The organism is Paenibacillus sp. CMAA1364 (genome assembly GCF_054373195.1).
The window spans coordinates 22,988-36,651 of record NZ_JBITNB010000011.1 but is presented as its reverse complement, the minus strand read 5'-3'; the positions used below and the strand labels follow the sequence as shown (position 1 = coordinate 36,651).

Annotated in this window: 16 protein-coding genes and 2 tRNA genes; 4 read left to right on the top strand and 14 right to left on the bottom strand. The window is 40.3% G+C overall.

Annotated elements, in window-relative coordinates:
- Nucleotides 1–107: 107 nt before the first annotated feature.
- Nucleotides 108–181 (top strand) — tRNA-Arg (locus tag ACH8E3_RS09140).
- A 104-nt stretch (nt 182–285) separates the two neighbouring features.
- On the opposite strand, the gene ACH8E3_RS09135 is transcribed toward ACH8E3_RS09140, so the two are convergent.
- From ACH8E3_RS09135 to ACH8E3_RS09115, 5 genes are all read right to left on the bottom strand, one after another.
- Nucleotides 286–489, bottom strand: a complete 204-nt coding sequence (locus ACH8E3_RS09135) for a sporulation protein Cse60 (RefSeq protein ID WP_458632319.1) — start codon at nt 487–489, stop codon at nt 286–288.
- A gap of 27 nt (nt 490–516) precedes the next feature.
- On the bottom strand, nt 517–969 hold the full coding sequence (locus ACH8E3_RS09130) for a GreA/GreB family elongation factor (protein ID WP_458632318.1): 453 nt from the start codon (nt 967–969) through the stop codon (nt 517–519).
- 247 nt (nt 970–1,216) lie between these two features.
- Nucleotides 1,217–1,290: transfer RNA gene (locus ACH8E3_RS09125), tRNA-Arg, on the bottom strand.
- Between the two features lie 127 nt (nt 1,291–1,417).
- The gene (locus tag ACH8E3_RS09120) at nt 1,418–1,549 is read right to left on the bottom strand and encodes a hypothetical protein (protein WP_458632317.1); all 132 of its coding nucleotides are present in this window, start codon (nt 1,547–1,549) and stop codon (nt 1,418–1,420) included.
- 67 nt (nt 1,550–1,616) lie between these two features.
- The gene (locus ACH8E3_RS09115; protein ID WP_458632316.1) at nt 1,617–1,946 is read right to left on the bottom strand and encodes a hypothetical protein; all 330 of its coding nucleotides are present in this window, start codon (nt 1,944–1,946) and stop codon (nt 1,617–1,619) included.
- A 191-nt stretch (nt 1,947–2,137) separates the two neighbouring features.
- Here ACH8E3_RS09115 and asnB point away from each other — a divergent pair, with 191 nt between their 5' ends.
- Nucleotides 2,138–3,982, top strand: coding sequence for an asparagine synthase (glutamine-hydrolyzing) (asnB, locus tag ACH8E3_RS09110; RefSeq protein WP_458632315.1), 1,845 nt, complete (start codon nt 2,138–2,140; stop codon nt 3,980–3,982).
- A gap of 69 nt (nt 3,983–4,051) precedes the next feature.
- Here asnB and ACH8E3_RS09105 read toward each other — a convergent pair whose 3' ends face one another.
- The 3 genes from ACH8E3_RS09105 to ACH8E3_RS09095 all read right to left on the bottom strand — a co-directional run bounded on the left by ACH8E3_RS09105 (nt 4,052) and on the right by ACH8E3_RS09095 (nt 6,599).
- Nucleotides 4,052–4,675, bottom strand: coding sequence for an XTP/dITP diphosphatase (locus ACH8E3_RS09105; protein ID WP_458632314.1), 624 nt, complete (start codon nt 4,673–4,675; stop codon nt 4,052–4,054).
- A gap of 1 nt (nt 4,676) precedes the next feature.
- Nucleotides 4,677–5,435 (bottom strand): ribonuclease PH, encoded by a 759-nt coding sequence (gene rph / locus ACH8E3_RS09100; protein ID WP_458632313.1) that lies wholly within the window; start codon nt 5,433–5,435, stop codon nt 4,677–4,679.
- A gap of 96 nt (nt 5,436–5,531) precedes the next feature.
- Complete coding sequence (locus ACH8E3_RS09095; protein ID WP_458632312.1) at nt 5,532–6,599, bottom strand: GerMN domain-containing protein; 1,068 nt, start codon at nt 6,597–6,599, stop codon at nt 5,532–5,534.
- A gap of 138 nt (nt 6,600–6,737) precedes the next feature.
- Between ACH8E3_RS09095 and ACH8E3_RS09090 the strand changes: the two genes are divergently transcribed.
- Nucleotides 6,738–7,304, top strand: a complete 567-nt coding sequence (locus ACH8E3_RS09090; protein ID WP_458632311.1) for a phosphatidylglycerophosphatase A family protein — start codon at nt 6,738–6,740, stop codon at nt 7,302–7,304.
- Between the two features lie 101 nt (nt 7,305–7,405).
- Here the strand turns inward: ACH8E3_RS09090 and ACH8E3_RS09085 are convergent, their stop codons facing one another.
- The gene (locus ACH8E3_RS09085) at nt 7,406–8,419 is read right to left on the bottom strand and encodes an MBL fold metallo-hydrolase (protein WP_458632310.1); all 1,014 of its coding nucleotides are present in this window, start codon (nt 8,417–8,419) and stop codon (nt 7,406–7,408) included.
- Nucleotides 8,420–8,775: 356 nt separating this feature from the next.
- On the opposite strand from ACH8E3_RS09085, the gene ACH8E3_RS09080 reads away from it, so the two are divergent.
- Complete coding sequence (locus ACH8E3_RS09080) at nt 8,776–9,582, top strand: TerC family protein (RefSeq protein WP_458632309.1); 807 nt, start codon at nt 8,776–8,778, stop codon at nt 9,580–9,582.
- A 78-nt stretch (nt 9,583–9,660) separates the two neighbouring features.
- Here ACH8E3_RS09080 and ACH8E3_RS09075 read toward each other — a convergent pair whose 3' ends face one another.
- The 5 genes from ACH8E3_RS09075 to ACH8E3_RS09055 all read right to left on the bottom strand — a co-directional run bounded on the left by ACH8E3_RS09075 (nt 9,661) and on the right by ACH8E3_RS09055 (nt 13,634).
- Nucleotides 9,661–10,413: an ABC transporter permease gene (locus tag ACH8E3_RS09075; protein WP_458632308.1), complete on the bottom strand. Its 753-nt coding sequence runs from the start codon at nt 10,411–10,413 to the stop codon at nt 9,661–9,663.
- Nucleotides 10,407–11,180 (bottom strand): ABC transporter ATP-binding protein, encoded by a 774-nt coding sequence (locus tag ACH8E3_RS09070; RefSeq protein WP_458632307.1) that lies wholly within the window; start codon nt 11,178–11,180, stop codon nt 10,407–10,409. The genes ACH8E3_RS09075 and ACH8E3_RS09070 overlap by 7 nt, the downstream gene beginning before the upstream one ends.
- The gene (locus ACH8E3_RS09065) at nt 11,161–12,144 is read right to left on the bottom strand and encodes an ABC transporter substrate-binding protein (protein WP_458632306.1); all 984 of its coding nucleotides are present in this window, start codon (nt 12,142–12,144) and stop codon (nt 11,161–11,163) included. Before ACH8E3_RS09065 ends, ACH8E3_RS09070 begins: the two co-directional genes overlap by 20 nt.
- Nucleotides 12,145–12,369: 225 nt before the next feature.
- On the bottom strand, nt 12,370–12,594 hold the full coding sequence (locus ACH8E3_RS09060; protein ID WP_458632305.1) for a helix-turn-helix domain-containing protein: 225 nt from the start codon (nt 12,592–12,594) through the stop codon (nt 12,370–12,372).
- Nucleotides 12,595–12,809: 215 nt separating this feature from the next.
- Nucleotides 12,810–13,634 (bottom strand): YhcN/YlaJ family sporulation lipoprotein, encoded by an 825-nt coding sequence (locus ACH8E3_RS09055; RefSeq protein ID WP_458632304.1) that lies wholly within the window; start codon nt 13,632–13,634, stop codon nt 12,810–12,812.
- Nucleotides 13,635–13,664: the final 30 nt, after the last annotated feature.

Genomic DNA, 13,664 nt, shown 5'->3' with positions numbered 1-13,664 from the left:
GTTGTAAATTATATCATACCCACTTACAAAACAAAAAAAACACTATGTAGTATAAACACTTGATTTCATAAACTATTCATGATATATTAATTAATGTCGTTTTTCGAGTCTCAGTAGCTCAGCTGGATAGAGCAACGCCCTTCTAAGGCGTCGGTCGGGGGTTCGAATCCCTCCTGGGACATAGTAAAGAAAGCCCTCCAACTTGGAGGGCTTTCTTTGTGTCACAGGGTGCGTGAGAACCCCCACAGGAAAACGCATACATAAGAAGAGTTACGAAAACTCTGTTTAGGATGCGTCAGTCTGATTCTGTGTTTTGTACACAATCAGAATAGTACTTCTTTGGCGCTCTGTTTTGGATACACTTGATTTCACTACAGATCCATAACAAATATTAATCACTTGCTCTTCTTTCAGTCCAGCCAAAAACTGATTAGCTTTATTCTCCGCATAAGAATTATCTGAATCCACGAACTCTTTAACCTGTATCATATTCATTCTCCTTCATATGTTATTCGCTTAAGCTCTATCCAAATCACCATAATTCATGTATTTCACTTCTTGTATGATTACTTCAATATGCCCTGAAGGTACAACGAATTCGTATGTTTCACCTTTTCTAGTCATTAATAATTGTAATCCGATAGGAGATAAGAATGAAATCCAGTTCTTACTTGGGTCTGCTCGATGTGGAAAAACAATCACATATTTCTCTTCATAACCATCATCCGCATAACGCAGAGTCACTTCGCTTCCAATAAGAACCATAGCATGTAAAGAATCTTCGTTTTGTTCAGAAATGATTCTCTCTAGTGAAGTTGTATAAATAGAAAGAATCTGATCTACTTTTTTCTTCTCTTTCAGATCATCCGGTATGTATTGCATCAAGAAGAACTTCTTCTCTTCGTCAAAAAAGACCAGCTGATTTACCAACTGTGTATTTGAATTTTGAAGGATCATACTAAGGTTCATAAGCGATTTCACCTCCAGTTAGAAGACTCTTCCTTCCATTTTCAACATTTAGAAACACCATCTATTATCCCTCCATAAACATACAGACCCCGTCTAGGAGATCTATATCATATCTTATCAAATATTTACTATTTTTCCAATGATAAAAGTGGATTGTAAAGCTTATTAAACAAAGCCTATAATATTGGAGTTCTCCTCCGTCCGAACACACAAAAAAAGCCCTCCATATAGGAGAGCTTCTTGTCTATGTCCCAGGAGGGATTCGAACCCCCGACCGACGCCTTAGAAGGGCGTTGCTCTATCCAGCTGAGCTACTGAGACATGTTAATTGAAATTGTACGTGGTGACCCATGTGAAAAGGGTGCGTTATTCATTATACCGCACCCTCATAATTAATCAACTGTTAATTTCCTAATACCTACAATTACAATACTTGTTCGTAATATTATTACTTATTACCACGACGCCAGTTCATCTTCTCTTCCACATGTTGGGCTGCGTTCTTAGCCATTACTTCTTCTGCAAACTCGTTGTTATGAGCGTATTTGTTGCCTTTGTTCTTCTTATATTTCTCCGCCATCCAGATCACCTCCTAATCATTATTATGGTGATATCAGCAGGCGGTTATTAGTTATATTATTTGGTTATTATCCGTCGTATGATTGTAGAAAGGCATTGATTCCAGATTCACGCATTTGTAATCTGGTACACTCAGAGCATAGATCATAAATCGATTTATAAATATCATCTAGTGCATGCTGATAAGCCATATTCATTTCTTCTTCTGGTGTATCAGGCCATGGAAATACATGATGTATAAACCCTCCTTGTTCTTCTTCCTCTAACTGCCTCATTAAATGGGCGATTTCCTGTGCTTGTTCAGATGTTGCTTCGATTTCCCATTCATAAGATGTTGCACCCTTATTCATTAATACACTTCTTCCATGAACGGATACATAATACTTATGTTTGTTCATCGCAAACTTCCTCCTTTTTTGACACTCATGTCATGTATGTTCATCTATAGCTTTCCTTAAAAGACATACATTTTATGCCTAACTTCGGCATATATTTGTATGAATTGCTGGATTGTCGTCCTAACCACGACAATCTGTCACTTTGGGAAGTGAATAGGCGTAAATATACAACAACGAAAGGATGGTCCGTCATGTGCGGAATTACAGGATTTATTCAGTGGGGCCGTGACTTAACGAAAGATTCAGAATTATTACTCCGTATGACCGATACCTTAACTCCTAGAGGTCCTGATGCATCTGGCACTTGGATATCCAATCCTTGTGCCTTTGGACATCGCAGGCTCAGTATCATAGATCCAAGCAATGGTGCACAACCCATGATCAGACATCGAAATGAGGATGTGTACGCTATTGTCTATAACGGTGAGCTATATAACGCCGCAGAACTTACGCGGGAACTGCAACAGCGTGGATATACGTTCACAACTAGCTGTGATACAGAAGTTCTGTTAGTTGCTTACATGGAGTGGGGCCCTGATTGTGTGGATCGTTTGAATGGTATCTTTGCATTTGGCATTTGGGACAGTGTGCAGCAACATGTCTTCTTCGCAAGAGACCGTGTAGGTGTAAAACCATTATTTTACAGCGTAATTGAGGGTACGTTTGTCTTTGGCTCAGAACCTAAGGCTTTGCTTCAACATCCAGATGTAGAGGCATCTATAGGTTGTGAAGGATTAGCCGAAATATTCATTATTGGACCAGCGCGGACGCCTGGGCATGCCATATATAACAATATGCACGAACTTCGTCCGGGGCATGCGATGATTTATTCCCGTAATGGGCTTCGATCTTATGCGTATTGGAAGCTGGAAAGCCATCCACATGAAGATGATGAGAATACCACCGCACATCAAGTAAAGGAACTCCTACAAGACACTGTAGAACGGCAGTTAATCTCTGACGTTCCAGTATGTACACTTTTATCAGGGGGGTTAGATTCAAGTGCTTTAACTGCTCTAGCTGTAGATTACTATCGACGCACAGGTCAAGGACAAGTACACACTTACTCTGTGGATTATCTAAATAATGATAAGCATTTCACATCACATGTATTTCAACCCGGTTCTGATGCTCCTTGGATCAAGCGTATGGTCGATGAACTTCAAACCTCTCATCATTACATCGAGGTGGATACTGCAGAATTAGTTGGCGCGTTAGAGGCTTCTACACAAGCACGTGACATGCCAGGCATGGCGGATGTCGATTCTTCTCTTTATTTATTCTGTAAAGAAGTTAAAAAAGAAGCGACAGTTGCTATATCCGGAGAAGCAGCAGATGAAATATTCGGAGGATATCCATGGTTTCATCGCGATGATATGCTTAATTCAGGAACTTTCCCGTGGGCAGTTGCCCCAGAAATGAGATCCAGTCTACTCTCGCCTGAAATACGAGAATTTATATCGCCGCTAGAATACTTAGGAGATCGATATGCGGATGCAGTACGTGAAGTTCCGAGACTTCATGGTGAGACCGGTCGACAAGCTCAAATGCGCATCATGTCTTATCTCAACATCACTCGCTTCATGCCAACGCTTTTAGATCGCAAAGATCGCATGAGTATGGGTGTTGGACTAGAAGTTCGGGTTCCATTCTGTGACCATCGGTTAATTCAATATGTATGGAATATCCCTTGGGATATGAAGATGACGGGCAACCGGGAGAAGGGCATCCTACGCAAATCACTGGAAGGTATACTCCCTGATGATGTTCTCTATCGTAAAAAGAGCCCCTATCCCAAAACACATAATCCAAATTATCTTCATGCTGTAAAACAACAATTACTCACGATATTAGATGATCCCACTTCACCTATTTTGCCCTTAATTGATTCTGTCAAGATTCGTCAAATCGCCTCCTCCGCGGATGCATCCTCTAATCTACCTTGGTTTGGTCAACTAATGTCCGGTCCCCAACTCTTCGCTTATTTAACACAAGTTAATTACTGGCTTCGGTCGTACCATGTGTCCATTCGTTAAATATACAAAAAAGAAGACTCCCTTTAGGGCAGTCTTCTTTCTGATATAATTGTACAGCAATCCTTATATTCAACCCTGTAATCTAACTATTAACTCTCGCAAGGCGATTCCACGATGGCTAATCGATTGCTTCTCCTCCAACGATAACTCAGCCATCGTTTTTTCAAACTGTGAGACATAGAAGAGGGGGTCATAACCAAATCCGCCAGCACCTGCCACATCGGATGTGATCCAACCAGACACAGAACCAGACGTCTCCACATGTTGACCTGTTGATGGATTATACAATACCAATGAGCAATTAAAGCTTGCTACACTTAATAATGTTTGTTCTGTATCTTCACCTTGTTTCAATCGTTCTAGTTCTTGTAATAACTTCTCGTTATTCTCTTGATCGGTAGCATGTTCGCCAGCATAACGTGCTGAGTACACACCAGGTCTTCCATCCAATGCATCCACACATAATCCTGAATCATCAGCTAACACAGGTAATCCAAGTGCATCTCCAACGGTTTTGGCCTTTTTAAGAGCATTCTGCGCAAAAGTCTGTCCGTCTTCAATCACTTCTGGCATATCTGGATAGTCAAACATACTTTTCACTTGTTTACCTAGAAGGCCAAAAGCATGCTGGAATTCTTTCACTTTGCCTTGATTCTTCGTCGCAACAATGATGATATCTTGATCTAGTTCCATGTTATACTCCTTTGCCAGCTATACCTGAACCGATCATCAGAGCAATTGGGCCTAACACTTCTTGTTGACGAGTAATGATATCCTTGATACCTTGTTCCCCTATCAGAAGCATTTCATCTAATTCCTGACGCGAGAAAGGACTCTCTTCCCCAGTTCCTTGCAATTCAACGAACTGACCTTTTCCGGTCATCACAAGATTCATATCTACCTTAGCCTTGGAGTCTTCTTCATAATTCAAATCCAACAACGTCTGCCCACCTACAACGCCTACACTAACCGAAGCTAAAAAGTCCTCAATCGGAAATACTGGCAATTTATGTTGTTGTGATATCTTATTTACTGCCAAACAAAGAGCGATAAAGGAACCTGTAATAGAAGTGGTTCTTGTTCCGCCATCCGCTTGGATCACATCGCAATCCAGTGTAATGGTTCGTTCACCTAGCGCATTCAGATTCACAACAGATCGCAGCGCTCTACCAATCAACCGCTGTATTTCCATCGTTCTACCCGTTAACTTGCCACGATTGGCTTCTCGTTGATTACGCGTATGTGTTGCTCTTGGCAACATGGAATACTCTGCTGTTACCCAACCCTTGCCTTGGCCTTTTAAGAATGGAGGAACTTTCTCGTCCACCGTGGCTGTACAGAGGATCTTAGTATCTCCCATTTCTATATAAACAGAACCTTCCGCATATTTATTGACATTTGTTGTGATGTTAATATTTCGTAATTGATCGTTATTTCTTCCGTTTGATCTCATGTATTGTTTGCCTCCTACATCATTAGCGTCCTATTTTGCCAACCTTATTTTATCAAAGTGCAGCAATAAAAGCATCTTTTGAAGTAGGAAGGTTCATTATATGGGTATCTCGTTAATAAATTGTGGTCTTGAGACTGGTTCACTGTAATTTTGATTATCAGAACCAATCACCTTTGTTTCACCATTCAATTGAATAATGACCTTGTGATTACCAGCATTCTCACTCACAGTTAATACAACAGATTGTAGAAGTTGTGAAGGAACCTTCTCTCCTTTATCGAACATATCTTCCATCAAAGAAACGGTCACTGTACCATCTTTTGCTGTTTTAACGGACTGTATCGTAGTGCCATCCGTCATCACATGTTCTAACCCTGACATGGACTGTGGACCACGAATAAGTTCGCTAAGCGCCGCGTGGACCGTTTCTTGTCCGGGTTCAATCAACCGTGTGACGGGAACATAATATGACGTGCCTGTTGGTGACTCCGAAGCGAAGTACATCGTCACTGAGCTGGATCTCGTGTAATTAGCACCATGACCCTTTTCTAAATTAATGCCCATACTTCGTCCAAGTGACTGATCAAGCGGTGTATGGTTAAGTGGCATTTCCGTCATTTTCTTGCCTTCTACCCAGAATTGCACTTGTTCCACATTAGGATCCTGAGTTAAGGTCCAAGTTACCGCCTCTAGCATTTTCCTTTCGTTTGAGGCATCATATTCTGTAAAGGATTTATTAAATTCCACCACAGCTAACTTGCTTTCCTTATCAATGGAGACCATCTTCACTTCTGTTCCCTCAGGTAATACTGAAGCGAAGCCTTGTGGTAAGTAGGTCGCATAAGGGCCACTCTTGACTAAAGCCTCAAGCGATTGCCGTAGAAGCATGTTATCTTTATTATCCGTAGGAGGAAGTCCCACAGATACAGGAACCAGAAATCCGTGTTGATCTGCTAAATAAATCGTTGACGTGGGCGTTAATTTCTCCTTCTGCGCTTGTGGAGAAGTGCCGTTCACAGCCCGAAGCATGTCAACTTCAACTTGAGCAGGAGGTGGGTCGATTTCCATCGATTGATTACCAAACCCACTACACCCAGATAATACGATGGGAACAAGGATCAATCCAGCCGCAGAAATATTTCTGATTTTCTTTTTTTTCAACATAAATATTAAACCTCCCTAACCAATTTTTACAGTTTGTACTAGTATGTATACGAGCTATTCTCAAAATAATAACTACTTTTTACGTTTCTAAAACGTATTAAAGAGTTAAATACATTAAAAAGGATGTTGTGAACCGTTATGCTAAACGAAAAGATTCCATATGCTCTAAACAGCAAAGTCGTATCAGATACAACTCATGAGTTACTCCAACAAAGAGGGGTCACTATCCCCGAAATTGCTGAACTTGTCTTGTTCTTGCAGAAGAAATACTACCCAGCGCTAAATATGGAAGAATGTATCCATAATGTCGAGATGGTGCTCAGTAAACGTGAAGTACAAAACGCGGTTCTAACCGGGATACAACTTGATATTTTGGCAGAGGAAGGTAAACTATTATCACCCTTGCAGGATATGCTTGTAAATGATGAAGGTCTTTACGGCGTAGATGAAATATTGGCATTCTCGATTGTCAACGTCTATGGAAGTATAGGATTTACGAATTATGGTTATGTAGATAAACTAAAACCTGGTATTTTGGATAGACTAAATGATAAGTCCAGTGGACAGGTGCATACATTCTTAGATGATATCGTTGGTGCAGTAGCTGCTGCAGCTAGTAGCCGTATTGCACACCGAAAACAAGCCGAGAAAGAAGTAGAACCCACGGAAACAGATCCTCTAAATGATGGAAGTTCTCCTGAATAACTTCATATTGTAAAGATTACTTTATTAGCTTATCCAGAACCTAACAAACACCGTACACTTCTAAAAGTGTGCGGTGTTTGTTATAAACGGATCATTTTATTTCAACCCAACGTAGCGAAGACAATATTCCCATCTAAAGAAGCGTCTACCGCCTTTATTTTACCTCGGCGTATTAATTCCTGTGTATGTGCAAGCACTTCACACATCGCAAACCGCATTTGGTGTATTGATATATCTTGTCCAAATAAAATGTTACATAAAGAAAATCCGCTTTGTGGGCATTCTAGGAGCTCATTGTAAATACGTAATAGGCGCTCTTCATGATGCTGTAACAGTTCTCCTATTCGTTGATGGAAATATGTGAATGGGTGTCTATGTCCTGGAAAAGCTTGACCGACTTCATAATTCTTAAATTGTTCTAAACTAGTAATAAACGTATACAATGGATTAGGATCACTTCCTGGAATAAGACTAACATTGGGAGAAATCCGAGGTAACACAGCGTCACCACATATCATGAATCCCGCTTCTTTATTGTATAGAGAAAGATGTCCTGGTGCATGACCACCACTCTCAATAATGAACCAATTGTACTTGCCTAATGTGATGTATGAACCATGCTCGACCCATGTAACTTCAGGCATTGGTGATACCTGTGGCAAGAAATCTAATAGATGTTGTTCCATTTGTACTGTCCATGCATGAGACAATCCATGTTGGGTTAAATGATGGATTAAGTCTTCATTTATAGTAGATGCATTGCCCCACATCAATAAAGACTCCTCGTATGCTCGTTGAGACATATATACTGGACAACCCACCTCGGATTGGAACCATCCTGCTAATCCATAATGATCCGGATGATGATGTGTTACGAAGATCTGCTTCACATCTTGTAAGACATATCCTAATTGAGCAAGCACTAACTTCCATTCCTCCACGCTTCCTTGCGTACGTGGCCCAGGGTCAATGATGGCAATTCCTTTCGCGCATGGTAGTACATAACTGTTCACCCATCGCAAAGGGTAAGACATGGATATTCGAACTTGAATGATTTCTTGATTCCATATGGTTATCTCGGGTATAGTTACGGCTTGTATATTGCTCTCCTCCAATACAACATCACATACTTCTCATCATATCACCCATAGATTACTATTGACATATGCCTGAAATAAATATATGATTTCAATGTTAAAACATGAATGTTCGTAATTGTTAATTTCATACCCGTAAAGGGGAGTAGCTACGCACAATACAGTCGTCAATACGAGATCATTCTCCGGCTATATTGCAATTGAGATAAATCAATTGTTAGCGAGACCTTTACCAATTTGGGACTACCTTTGTTAATTCAAAGGCAGCTCACCTTTTTGGTAAAGGTCTTTTTTGTTGCCTATCATTAGAAACACGTCAGATGACGTTTTCTTATAGATTTTTGAACATACTACACATATAAGGGGGAGAAGTAATGGATTTAAGTTTAATATTGGAGTATAGTTGGGTGCTTCTCGTACTCGTTGGATTGGAAGGTCTACTTGCCGCAGACAATGCGCTTGTTCTGGCCATAATGGTTAAACATCTTCCTGACAAAGAAAGAAAAAGAGCACTATTCTATGGACTCGCTGGTGCTTTTGTATTCCGATTCGGATCACTGTTTGTCATTTCTTACCTTGTTGATATTTGGCAGGTGCAAGCTATTGGTGCATTATACTTACTGTTTATAGCCACAAACAATATCATTCGAAGAGTAATCAACAAGAATAAGACATTAGAGGAACAAGAAGTCGTACAATCTGGTAGTGCGGGAACTTCCAAAGGCAACTTTTGGTTCACTGTTCTAAAGGTCGAAGTGGCTGACATTGCCTTTGCAGTGGATTCTATCTTAGCTGCCGTAGCACTTGCTGTTGCATTACCACCTAGTGGTATTGGTCATATTGGAGGTCTAGATGGTGGACAATTCCTAGTTGTTTTTGCCGGCGGATTAATCGGATTAATTATTATGCGTTTCGCTGCATCTTACTTCGTCAAATTGTTGCATTCACGTCCTGGTTTGGAAATTGCTGCATTTGTAATTGTCGGCTGGGTTGGTGTTAAGCTTGCCATCATTACGCTTGCACATCCATCCCTGCATGTTATTCCTGAAGCATTTGCGCATAGTACACCTTGGAAATTAACGTTCTATATTGTCCTTGTGACCATCGCTGCATTGGGTTGGTTTATGAGTGCAAAGGTAGATGATGTCGATACAAAGAAAACCGTAGAACTCGATAAATAGTGGATATATTGAAACATATAAAGGGGTTGCGTTACAGATCATGTTCCATGACTTGTAACGCAACCCCCTTTTTCGTACTCAATTCCGCCATTTCATGAATTTATGATCCAAATAATCTACAAACAAGAACAAAGAGAAACCAACGAAACTGAATAGCATAATACCGGCGTACATTTCAGCATAGTTCATCCTTAACCATGCATCCATTATGAAATAGCCCATTCCATGTTCAGTTCCATAGATCTCAGTGAAGAATAGCACTGAAATAGCGGTCCCCAGCGATATGCGAATGGTACTAAGAATAACGGACAATGCACCCGGTAACGTTACATGCCAAAACTTCTGTAAGTTACTAGCTCCAATGCTCGTCAACACATCATAGGTATGTTCTGGGATTGCTTTAACACCATCACGAACTGAAATGATAACCTGGAAAAGTAAAATCAACATGATCATCAGAATTTTGGAGCTTTCTCCAAGACCAAAAAATAGCATAACCACAGGTAATAAAGCGATCTTAGGGACTGGGTATGTCAAATAAACGACCGGATCTAAAATTTTATTCCACGTGTTTGATCGGCCCATCAATAACCCTATGAACAAACCAAAAATTAATCCTAGAAATACACCCGCAAAGATCCTACTCAGGCTGTAATATACATGAAGTCCGATCGCTTTGGCTCCGACTTGTGCCAAAGCGTTGTAAACAGCTATCGGATTCGGAAGAATCGGATGATTAATCAACCGGTAAGCGATATACCAAGCGATATTCATACCTATGAACACGAATAATACAGTAACAGCAGAACGTCTCTTTTGATTTTTTACCATGTGTTGAGCATTACCTTTCTAATTGTCTTCACCTGCTGATAGAACTCGTCACTGTTCCGCTTATCTTCATACGCCATGTGGAATATTGGATTATCAATGATTTCGTAAGGCTCTTCTTGATTAGCTGGCATCACGATGATCTTCTCGCCGAGTAGAATTGCTTCCTCCACATCATGTGTAACAAATAATGCCGTAGTTGGGTTACTCCTCCAATTGTCTAAGAATAGTTGCTGTATGGATTCACGCGTGATCGCATCTAATGCAGAGAAGGGCTCATCTAGCAACATAATTGTGGGTGAAATTGCAAAGGCTCTAGCAATCGCTACCCGTTGTTGTTGCCCCCCACTAAGGGAGAGCGGGTACCGATTAGCCAATGCACCAATTCCCATGGATTCAAGCCAGTGTTTGATTTGCTGTTGTTGAGCCTGTTTTAATTTTCGATCCGGATGACTTATTCTCATAGCCGTTCGGATATTGGATTCAACGGTTTTCCAAGGAAGCAGTCCGTAGCTTTGAGGGATGAGTCCAATCAATCTTGGATGATGATGTAACGTTTCATCATTATAGGATATTTCACCTTGATACGTCGGAATTAGACCAGCAATGGCACGTAATATCGTCGACTTTCCACAACCTGATGGTCCAATGATGGAATATATGCCATGCTCCGGAACGGTTAATTGAAGTCGATTTAGCACCGACTGCCCATTGGTATATTCAACACTAAGATTATTTATTCTAAGTCCATTATTTCTTGAATGCGACATTAGAAATCACATCTTCAGGTGTTAAGTTTTTGGTGAGTAATCCCTTGTCTCTTGCCCATGTAAATGCAGATTCCACATCCTTTACATCCACTTGATTTGCAAGTAAATAGTCAGGAACTTGAATGTCCTTCTTCAAGTCTTCTGGAAAGCCAACTACTTTGATGACAATATCTATATATTCTGATTGATCATGCGTCTTCAGATAGGTAACTGCATCATCATAAGCTGCGTACATAGCAAGAATAGCTTGTTCATTGGAACTGATCATTTCTTGAGGGAATGCCAATACAAATGGTTTCACACCCGCTGCTGTCGTAGAACTTAACACTTTAAGTCCAGATGCTTTACCCATGGTAACAAAAGGATCTGGTAAGATGGCAGCATCTGCCTTGTTGTTCTTCAGTAGCTCTAATCTAGTCGGTATTTGAGGCACTTCGGTTATGGTGATAACATCCTCTGCTAGACCTGCTTGTTTAAGCATCATAGCCACCGTGTATTGTGTGGATGTATTTTTAGACAGAATCACCGTTTTCCCTTTTAAATCTTTGACTTCATTTATTCCATCAACCCCTGTTAATAAATTAAATTCCCCAAAGGTTGTACTCGTAATCTTTACATCCATTCCTGCTTCATTATAGATTGAAATTGCGATTAGATCGGTACTGATCCCTTGTAATTGTCCCGCCTGAAATGCGGCATCACGGTCTTTTGCACTTTTGAAATTATGAATATCTAAGTTAACCCCATGCTCCTGATCAAAACCCATTTCATGTGCAATAATGAATGGAATAGCATCAATCGATGGCATAAGCCCTAGGGATAGTGAAGGTATATTCTCTTTCACTGCCCCTGTACTATTCGCATTCCCATTATTATTTACTGCACAACCAACAGTAAGAATACCCATCATGACTACCAACATCATGATTAGTGATCCCTTCTTAATCTTGTTACTCTTCATCATTTCTTCCATCCCCCATATTTCTTTTATGTCTTTGTCTGATAAGGATAGATGTCCGTTACATTTGTCATTCATTCGGTCATCAATTGTGTATAGATTCACATACATCCTTAAGCAGAACAATTCTACACGAATTGATGAATAATGTATATGCACACAAGAAGAAACCTTCGTTTATCCCTAAGGATAAACGAAGGTTCACCGCATGCACTTGGAAATGAACAGCAACTATATCTTTAGCTCCCCAAGCTTGATTAGCTCTACGACAGCTTGCGAACGGCCTTTGACATTTAGCTTTTGCATGACATTGGAAATGTGGTTACGCACCGTCTTCTCACTTATAAATAATAGACCGGCGATATCTCGTGTCGTTTTATCTTGAACGAGCAATTCAAAAACTTCTCGTTCACGATGGGTCAGTAAAAATTTACTATTGTGCTCATTTCCCTTCAATGTTGTCACCCCTCCTTGCCTAGGGATTTTATGGTATAACAAGGTTGAGGGATACAGTCAACTCATTCTATGGAATAAAGAGATTATTGGTGCTTTGTTGCTTGAAAAATAGGCTCTTTTTGTACGCTTATATTTTATGTAGATATAGCTAATGCCACGTCCCCCGTTTCTTCCAGGTTCGTGGCATTATTCTTCAAGCTATATATTTACTCGTTTTATCGTCCCATGGGATTCATCATCTTATGATCGTCTGTCATATTCAAATCCCCAGATGGTGTCGGAAATATTCGATTCACTAATGATTGAAATTCATCAGCCATACCTCGCATAGGGTGACCATTGGTCACATCCGTTGCATAATTACCTATACGTTCTACAAAATCAGGATTTGCCGACACATATACGTTCTTTATGCTCGTATCATTCTTCTTAATCATATCCGCAATCCTGTTCTTGATTTCACTCGTTATATTGGGTTCTTCTGTACTCATCATGCCATATCCTTGATTGTTATTCGTACTATAATAGGGTTGAGATGGTGTAGTCATATTCGAAGAAGATTGTGATCGTGTAGGAGCCCCGGTCATATCTCCTCCCATGCTTCCATCTCTTCCGGTGCTTCCAATAGGTGTAGTCCCATTGTTTACTTTTCCCATATTATTAGGTTTCGTTGACATCCCGTGCATATTCGTACTGTCTTTAATGGATACGGCTACATAAGCATTGTTATTCGTAATCATCACTTTAGCCATACCCACTTCTTTCATACTGGATATCTTATTGGATAGTTCCTCGCTGTACCTTAAATTGCCCATTCGATTGTCACTGCGTGTGATGAGATTATTGTCATCTTTAACGGAATTGACACCATACCGATTCATATGGTCTTTACCCATTGAATTGGTGTGGTTCCTCACACTTTTCGTTGTTACATTCTGATTATCTGCACTTTTTGTTCCACACCCCGTTAATCCCGTAACGGTCATTCCCATAATAAGAGCTGCAGATAACAATGATACACTGACTGTTTTTGTTCGCATACACTGAAGCCTCCTTTGGATAATGCTTTT

Bases quoted from the DNA above. Each gene is read 5' to 3' on its own strand.
- ACH8E3_RS09135 (WP_458632319.1), bottom strand. From the start codon at position 489: ATGATACAGGTTAAAGAGTTCGTGGATTCAGATAATTCTTATGCGGAG.
- ACH8E3_RS09130 (WP_458632318.1), bottom strand. From the start codon at position 969: ATGAACCTTAGTATGATCCTTCAAAATTCAAATACACAGTTGGTAAAT.
- ACH8E3_RS09120 (WP_458632317.1), bottom strand. From the start codon at position 1,549: ATGGCGGAGAAATATAAGAAGAACAAAGGCAACAAATACGCTCATAAC.
- ACH8E3_RS09115 (WP_458632316.1), bottom strand. From the start codon at position 1,946: ATGAACAAACATAAGTATTATGTATCCGTTCATGGAAGAAGTGTATTA.
- asnB (WP_458632315.1), top strand. From the start codon at position 2,138: ATGTGCGGAATTACAGGATTTATTCAGTGGGGCCGTGACTTAACGAAA.
- ACH8E3_RS09105 (WP_458632314.1), bottom strand. From the start codon at position 4,675: ATGGAACTAGATCAAGATATCATCATTGTTGCGACGAAGAATCAAGGC.
- rph (WP_458632313.1), bottom strand. From the start codon at position 5,435: ATGAGATCAAACGGAAGAAATAACGATCAATTACGAAATATTAACATC.
- ACH8E3_RS09095 (WP_458632312.1), bottom strand. From the start codon at position 6,599: ATGTTGAAAAAAAAGAAAATCAGAAATATTTCTGCGGCTGGATTGATC.
- ACH8E3_RS09090 (WP_458632311.1), top strand. From the start codon at position 6,738: ATGCTAAACGAAAAGATTCCATATGCTCTAAACAGCAAAGTCGTATCA.
- ACH8E3_RS09080 (WP_458632309.1), top strand. From the start codon at position 8,776: ATGGATTTAAGTTTAATATTGGAGTATAGTTGGGTGCTTCTCGTACTC.
- ACH8E3_RS09075 (WP_458632308.1), bottom strand. From the start codon at position 10,413: ATGGTAAAAAATCAAAAGAGACGTTCTGCTGTTACTGTATTATTCGTG.
- ACH8E3_RS09070 (WP_458632307.1), bottom strand. From the start codon at position 11,180: ATGTCGCATTCAAGAAATAATGGACTTAGAATAAATAATCTTAGTGTT.
- ACH8E3_RS09065 (WP_458632306.1), bottom strand. From the start codon at position 12,144: ATGATGAAGAGTAACAAGATTAAGAAGGGATCACTAATCATGATGTTG.
- ACH8E3_RS09055 (WP_458632304.1), bottom strand. From the start codon at position 13,634: ATGCGAACAAAAACAGTCAGTGTATCATTGTTATCTGCAGCTCTTATT.